Origin of the sequence: Bradyrhizobium sp. (genome assembly GCF_049586575.1) — a bacterium.
GTDB lineage: Bacteria > Pseudomonadota > Alphaproteobacteria > Rhizobiales > Xanthobacteraceae > Bradyrhizobium.
This window is the reverse complement of record NZ_JBAVCF010000530.1, coordinates 1-5,835: the sequence shown is the minus strand read 5'-3', so window position 1 is coordinate 5,835 and position 5,835 is coordinate 1. Positions and strand designations below refer to the sequence as shown.

7 protein-coding genes are annotated in these 5,835 nt (G+C 59.6%); 1 reads left to right on the top strand and 6 read right to left on the bottom strand.

Annotated elements, in window-relative coordinates:
* Positions 1-446: 446 nt before the first annotated feature.
* The 4 genes from WB528_RS19880 to WB528_RS19865 form a co-directional block, all read right to left on the bottom strand.
* Entirely contained in the window at positions 447-863 is a 417-nt protein-coding gene (locus WB528_RS19880) for a cupin domain-containing protein (RefSeq protein WP_423890118.1), read from the bottom strand.
* A gap of 361 nt (positions 864-1,224) precedes the next feature.
* Positions 1,225-1,557 carry a GYD domain-containing protein gene (locus WB528_RS19875; RefSeq protein ID WP_423890117.1) on the bottom strand — a complete coding sequence of 111 codons (333 nt, stop codon included), beginning with the start codon at positions 1,555-1,557 and terminating at the stop codon, positions 1,225-1,227.
* A gap of 226 nt (positions 1,558-1,783) precedes the next feature.
* Positions 1,784-2,164 carry a hypothetical protein gene (locus WB528_RS19870; RefSeq protein ID WP_423890116.1) on the bottom strand — a complete coding sequence of 127 codons (381 nt, stop codon included), beginning with the start codon at positions 2,162-2,164 and terminating at the stop codon, positions 1,784-1,786.
* A gap of 27 nt (positions 2,165-2,191) precedes the next feature.
* Complete coding sequence (locus WB528_RS19865) at positions 2,192-3,160, bottom strand: LysR family transcriptional regulator (protein ID WP_423890115.1); 969 nt, start codon at positions 3,158-3,160, stop codon at positions 2,192-2,194.
* A gap of 167 nt (positions 3,161-3,327) precedes the next feature.
* Between WB528_RS19865 and WB528_RS19860 the strand changes: the two genes are divergently transcribed.
* A complete protein-coding gene (locus tag WB528_RS19860; protein WP_423890114.1) occupies positions 3,328-3,819 on the top strand; it encodes a cache domain-containing protein in 492 nt (163 codons plus the stop codon).
* Between the two features lie 38 nt (positions 3,820-3,857).
* On the opposite strand, the gene WB528_RS19855 is transcribed toward WB528_RS19860, so the two are convergent.
* Both WB528_RS19855 and WB528_RS19850 read right to left on the bottom strand, forming a co-directional pair.
* The gene (locus WB528_RS19855; RefSeq protein ID WP_423890113.1) at positions 3,858-5,060 is read right to left on the bottom strand and encodes a CynX/NimT family MFS transporter; all 1,203 of its coding nucleotides are present in this window, start codon (positions 5,058-5,060) and stop codon (positions 3,858-3,860) included.
* Between the two features lie 211 nt (positions 5,061-5,271).
* Complete coding sequence (locus tag WB528_RS19850; protein WP_423890112.1) at positions 5,272-5,709, bottom strand: DUF2231 domain-containing protein; 438 nt, start codon at positions 5,707-5,709, stop codon at positions 5,272-5,274.
* Positions 5,710-5,835: the final 126 nt, after the last annotated feature.

The window sequence follows — 5,835 nt, the reverse complement described above, 5'->3', positions numbered from 1 at the left end:
GCAAATGCCTCATCCGGTGCGAATATTTATAAAAGAAGGCCCTCAGAGGCTTCTTGAGATAGCTCAAGGAAAGTGACGCCATTGATCCGTAGAAAGATCAATCTGGCAGCTTCAATGGCAATCGCACTCACCCGGGTTCGCCCGTCTCCAGCGAGCCTTGGCGATGCGCCAACGACCCATGTCAGGTCAAAATGCGAAATACTCAGCCCGAGTAGATGTCTTCCGCTTTGCCTCCGAACTCGGAAGTCGCTCGACGCAGTCGACACTTCGCATTTGTGCCAACAGGCGACATTCGCGTTAGCGCGGCCAGAGCGGCATCGTGGTAGCTACGCGCATGCCTTACCGGGACGGCCGCACCCGGCCATGGATCGAGATCAAAAATCCGGCGAGCCCGGCGGCGATGCGGTTCGAGGATGGCAGCGTCTAAGCCGCCCTTTGACGATTTGTTATTTGGGCATCTCCTTCTTGATGACATCGACAGCGACGAGGACGGCATCATCCTTTCCGTCGTTTTTGTGCCAGTGCACCGTGGTTCCGGGCTCGCCGGTCGTGTCACCTGGGTGGAAAGTGTGTGACGTGCCATCGTCCCTGGTGACCGTGTCGACGCCTTGGACAAAATACACTACCGAAGGTCGGTCCTTATGGCTGTGAATGCCGATGTGACCGCCGGGCTTTATCGTGAGCACCCGCAGGCGCAATTCAAGTCCGGCCGTCCCGGGGAATTCGGGGCCCAAGTCTATGACTGTGGGCTTGCTGGAGGAGAACCCTTCATTGCCCTTTGGCGCATCGGCGGCGACCGCGATGGCTCCCAAGCCGAGAACCGCTGACAGCAGGAGAATCAAACGGCTGCACTGAATTTTCATTTGTAACCCCCATGGTTGGCAAACAGACCGGGCGATTACACGTTCGGCGAAACAAATGTGTCAACGAGCCTGGTGTGAAATAGCCGCTCTGCGACATCGTGTCAGGCGTAACGTCATGGCGCCCCTCGCGTGCGCCTGATCGAGTCTGCTCGGGCCGGCCCAAGGGTGGGTCCTTCCGACCATTTTTGCCCTTGATCCGGTTGTCTTCCGACTCCAGACATGTCGCTGCGTCGCAGCAAATGGTCGGTGCGGGCCATTTCCGGAAGTCATCGTCTCATCGGCGCCCTTGCCTCGCGCACAGGCGCGGCATTACGGCCTGCCGACGTGGAGGCCATCAAGTCAAGACAGCGCGGAATTCAGGTCAGCGCCCGGCGCTCTTGAACGATTTCGCCAACTCACCGGCCGCTTTGAAGGCAGCCATGGCCTCCTTTGTTGTCATCGCAACGGTGGTTTTTGTGTCCGTGACGCTCCCCCCTGCTGCTGCAACCGCCGCTATGGACAACGCGACTTCGTTGTTCGGACAGTCAATGATCACCAACCAATCATCGTCCCCGAACGTCAGGTAATACGAGAGAAGCTTGCCGCCGGCTTTTTCCACGACCTTGGCAATAGCGGCCTCGCGATCCTCGGGGCTTGAGATCATTCCTTTGAGCGCATCCGAGCTGTACCGACCGCGAAGCACATAAGTTGACATGGCGTTGTCTCCCTGAGCATTGGACCCAAAAGTGATTGTACCACCACGCTCCGATCCTCGGCCATGTCTCTTCCGGGTCAAAATGCGAAATACTCAGCCCGAGTAGATGTCTTCGGCTTTGCCTCCGAACTCGGACGTCGCTCGACGCAGTCGGCACTTCGCATTTGTGCTGCCAAAAGGCGACACGCGAAAACAGAGTGAGCGAAGCTGGAACTGGGACTATCCGCTACTGGGTCGCGACGTCAACGCCCTTGAGGCTCTTCGCGTCAACGGCTTTCTGCACGACGCCCGTCTGCTTTGTCCCGTCGACAAGTGTCGCGAGCGCAGCTTGCGCAGCGGCAGAGCGGCCTTTCGGCCGCGCGGCTGCTACGCGAACCAGCGCAAAGGCGCCCGGTACGATCTTGGCGCCCGGAAGGGCCTCGGCGGCAGGATACCCGACACCTGAGTCTGCGCCAAAAACGGTCTGCCTTACCTGAGTGCAGCAGTTCAGCCGCATCAGCCGCAATCTTGGGGCGCTGAGCGGGATACGGACAATCTCGGCGGCCTTGATCTCCCGCGTCAGCACGCGGTCGGAGGGAGCGAAGCGCCACGGCCCCGCAGCGGACATGGCAAATGACGTCAAACCGCTCCATGTTCATGCGTTCCGGCGTCCAGGCGCTCGGCGCTTCGGGGCGCCACTCCTGAGTTCGGAAGGACGTGTGATCGGGAAGACTTCGCGAACATACTCGGTAAGCATTTCACAATAGGCTGTCGCATAAGGCGGCAGCGGACGGCGCCTGTCCCACAACATCGCTAACGGCTCGCGCAGCGCTTTGCCACGGTGGGTTACCTCCACGATATTCAAACGATACCGATTGGTTCGCAGCTGTGACGGAATAATTGCCACACCGTGTCCGGCCTCGGCCAGCGCCAGCAAGGTGTGCGGGGCGCGGCTTGCGAATCGAATGTTTGGCCTAAGGCCCGCGAGCCGGCAGGCGGCATCAAAAGTACGTCTAACTATGAATTCGGGATCCAGTAGAAGTAACGGTTGACCTCCGAGCTTCTCTATCTCGATTGTGCCGCCTCTGCCAAGAATCTGCGATGGATGACTGGCTGCGAGCAATTCGACCGATTCGAACGACAGGTTTGCAAAGCGCGCGTCGTTCGGCTCGATTGCATGGAGCAGATTTTGGGCGAGGTGAATCTCACCGCGTTCGAGCATTGCCAGACTCACGCGCCCCGCCGCCTCGACCACCCTCACCTCAACATTCGGGAAGCGTCGCGCATAGCGATGCAGAAAATAGGACAGCACACTTTCGATGTGCTGAGGCGACGCGGCGACTTTGAGCACACCTGTTTCTCCGCGACGCAGCAGCTCCGCACGCTCGCCAAGTGCACTCGCATAGTTTAGCAGACCGCGGCAATCGCCAAGCAGCTGCTCGCCTTCACTGGTCAGCAAAAGCCGGCGTCCGACCCTGTCAAAGAGCTTGAAACCCAGTTCCTGCTCGAAATCGCTGATCTGCCGGGACAAAGCGGGTTGCGCAATGCGCAGGTGCAGTGCCGCCCGGGAGACGGTACCCAATTCGGCCACAGTGACGAAGGTTCGCGCGCGCCGCAGATCCATGGCGAATCCTTATGCCGGATCGGCATAAATGTTCAGAGAGATTATGTATTGGACTGCCTGCGCCGTCTACGCCCAAGTAGCTCTGCCAACCCCTAAGCCGCCATGCCAGACCGTTCGTTACAATTGCCAGGAAATCTCAGGCTCCGGAAGACACTAGGAGGAGGTCCATGAACCGCTTTGTACAGGTGACCGCGACAGCCGTGCTTTTGGCATCTCTCGGATTATCGGGGACTATTTCACCCGCGTTTTCGCAGTCGCCGCCGGCAACCGAGCGTGCAAAGCAGGTTGAAGCGCTTGTCAACAAGGCCGCGACGGTCATCGACGAAAATGGGAAAGCGAGCTTCGCCGAATTTCGCAAGAAGGATAGCGAATGGTTCCATGGCGACACCTATCTTTACGTCTACGATTTGAAGGCGAACGTACTGCTCAATCCTGCCTTTCCGCAGCGCGAAGGCACCAACGTGGCCGGTCAGAAGGACGCCAAGGGCAAGTTATTTCACAACGAGATTATCCAAGTGGCTCAAACCAGGGGATCTGGATGGGTCGACTACATGTTTCCCAAGCCGGGCCAGACTGAACCCTCGCAAAAGTGGGCGTACGTGAAGAGGGTGACGATCGGTGGCACGCCCGGCCTTGTAGCTTCCGGGTTCTATCCGTAAATCACCTGGCGCATTGACGCAGGCCCGCGCGCGTTCAATCACGCATTTTCCGATGACATGGTGGCGGGCGCCACCGCCGGTTCCGTTCGTGCAAACGTCGGTGCAGCGAGCAGAATTGGAAGACTCCCGAGCAGAATCGGGATAAGCGCGGCGTTGACGTTACCGGCCAGATCCCATGCAGCGCCGGAAACGAGCGAAACCAGCATTGCGAAACCATAGCTGATCGCAAAAGCCGCGGCCGATGTGACCGCAACGTCGTCGGGGTTGCTGCAAAGCAGCGGCGCGAGCGCCAATGCCAGCACCAGCGCGGCGCCGAGCGAAAATCCAGCCAGGCCCGCCCAGAATACGGTCCAGCCGCTTGCAGAGGTCATGATTCCCACGACGCAGCAGGATGACAGCACTCCCAGCATCAAGTACGGCCATCGCTTTCCTTGCAACTTGTCGGCCGCCAGCAGCATGAGAAAGGAGGCAGGGATCTGTCCCGCATTGAGGGCCGTCAGGGCCGCGCTCGTGAGCTCCCGGTGGCCGTTCCCGTTCAAGCACGCGGGCAGAAACCCGTTGAGGCAGAAATAGGTGCTTGTGATGCTTCCCAAAGTCAGACCGATGCGCCAATTGAGCCGGCTGTTCAATCGCGGCAGCCAGCCTGCGACACGCCTGGTCGCAGCATTGGCCGCGGATTTGGGAACGAATATCGCAACCGCGATCGCCGTGGCGATCAGGGGAAGCGACCAGGCACCCAACGCCGGGCGCCAATTTCCGTCGAAATAGGGCAGCACGAAGGGAAGCATCGTTGCGACGGGGATGATCTCACCCATGATCAAGCCGTTGGTGTAAACGGCCGTTCCAAATGCCGATCGCTTCGGCATCCACTCACGCACGGCGGCGGCCATCGCCGGCTGCATAACGGCAATCCCAACGCTCATGAGCATCGTCGTCAGGTACAATTGCCACGCGTTTGACGAGATGGCCCGAAGTAACCCTCCACCCGCCGCGATCAGCAGACCACTCACCAGCGCGCCGCGCACGCCCATCCGGGCAATCACGATCGACCCCGGTGCTGCGACAATCGCAAATACGACTACGGGTATGCCGGACAGCAGTCCGATTTCCGTGCCCGACAGATTGAGATCCCGTTGAATCAACGAAATCACCGGCGGGACCGATAATACCGTGAGGCGAAGACTCACGCCGCAGGTCCACAGCAGACCAAAGGATGCGCGTCCGGCGATGGATCGATTCACTGGAAGTCCTTTCTCGGGGCAGGCTTCCTTACTACGGCGGATGACGCGTTGCACAGCGCCCCATCCCCTCCAATTCCGTATCGCTGTCAAGCGCTTTAAGACGGCCGTTGTCCGACGCTGGATGAATCAATCCGCGCCGGAACGCGCAATCCCGCCGAGCTTTGGCTGGGCGGGATTGTCGAATGCTGTCGCCGCGCTTCATTCGTCTCGATCACGTCCGATCCTTTACCGCAACACCAAACTCGTAGACGAGGCGTCCACCGTACCAGCCACCGACGCCCATCAGCAGAAAGCCCGCCACGGCACAAGCTGCCGCGGCAACCTGAGCCCTGGAATGATCGATTCCGCTCAATATCGACAACATCAGCGCGGCGAGAAAACAGAGCCAGACCGTCGCCATGATCATCATGTGCCACGTGGCGATACGCATCGCCTCGCTCTTGCTGTCGATGGAACGAAGCTCCAGCATGCCGGCGAACATCGCCACCATCGCCATGATCAGCCCCCCGATATTGGCGAGTTTGGCGATCATGGCGACAGGCTCGTTCACGCCGGCCGCGCTCGCGACATAGGCTCCAGCCGCTACGGTCCAAAGCGCAATGGGAAAGTGGACCAGCATCGGATGGATCGGGTGACCGAGGAACCGCATCGGACGATCTCACTCCGCAGCTACAGGACGCGGACGACGACACCCAGCAGCGTCAGAAATCCGATGACGGCGACGCCTGCGTGAACGAACACAATCTGCCTTGGAGCGACCTGTTCACGCAAATGG

What these genes read in the sequence shown, in the direction of transcription:
- WB528_RS19880 (WP_423890118.1), bottom strand. Translation starts at nt 863, where the DNA reads ATGAAAATTCAGTGCAGCCGTTTGATTCTCCTGCTGTCAGCGGTTCTC.
- WB528_RS19875 (WP_423890117.1), bottom strand. Translation starts at nt 1,557, where the DNA reads ATGTCAACTTATGTGCTTCGCGGTCGGTACAGCTCGGATGCGCTCAAA.
- WB528_RS19870 (WP_423890116.1), bottom strand. Translation starts at nt 2,164, where the DNA reads ATGTCCGCTGCGGGGCCGTGGCGCTTCGCTCCCTCCGACCGCGTGCTG.
- WB528_RS19865 (WP_423890115.1), bottom strand. Translation starts at nt 3,160, where the DNA reads ATGGATCTGCGGCGCGCGCGAACCTTCGTCACTGTGGCCGAATTGGGT.
- WB528_RS19860 (WP_423890114.1), top strand. Translation starts at nt 3,328, where the DNA reads ATGAACCGCTTTGTACAGGTGACCGCGACAGCCGTGCTTTTGGCATCT.
- WB528_RS19850 (WP_423890112.1), bottom strand. Translation starts at nt 5,709, where the DNA reads ATGCGGTTCCTCGGTCACCCGATCCATCCGATGCTGGTCCACTTTCCC.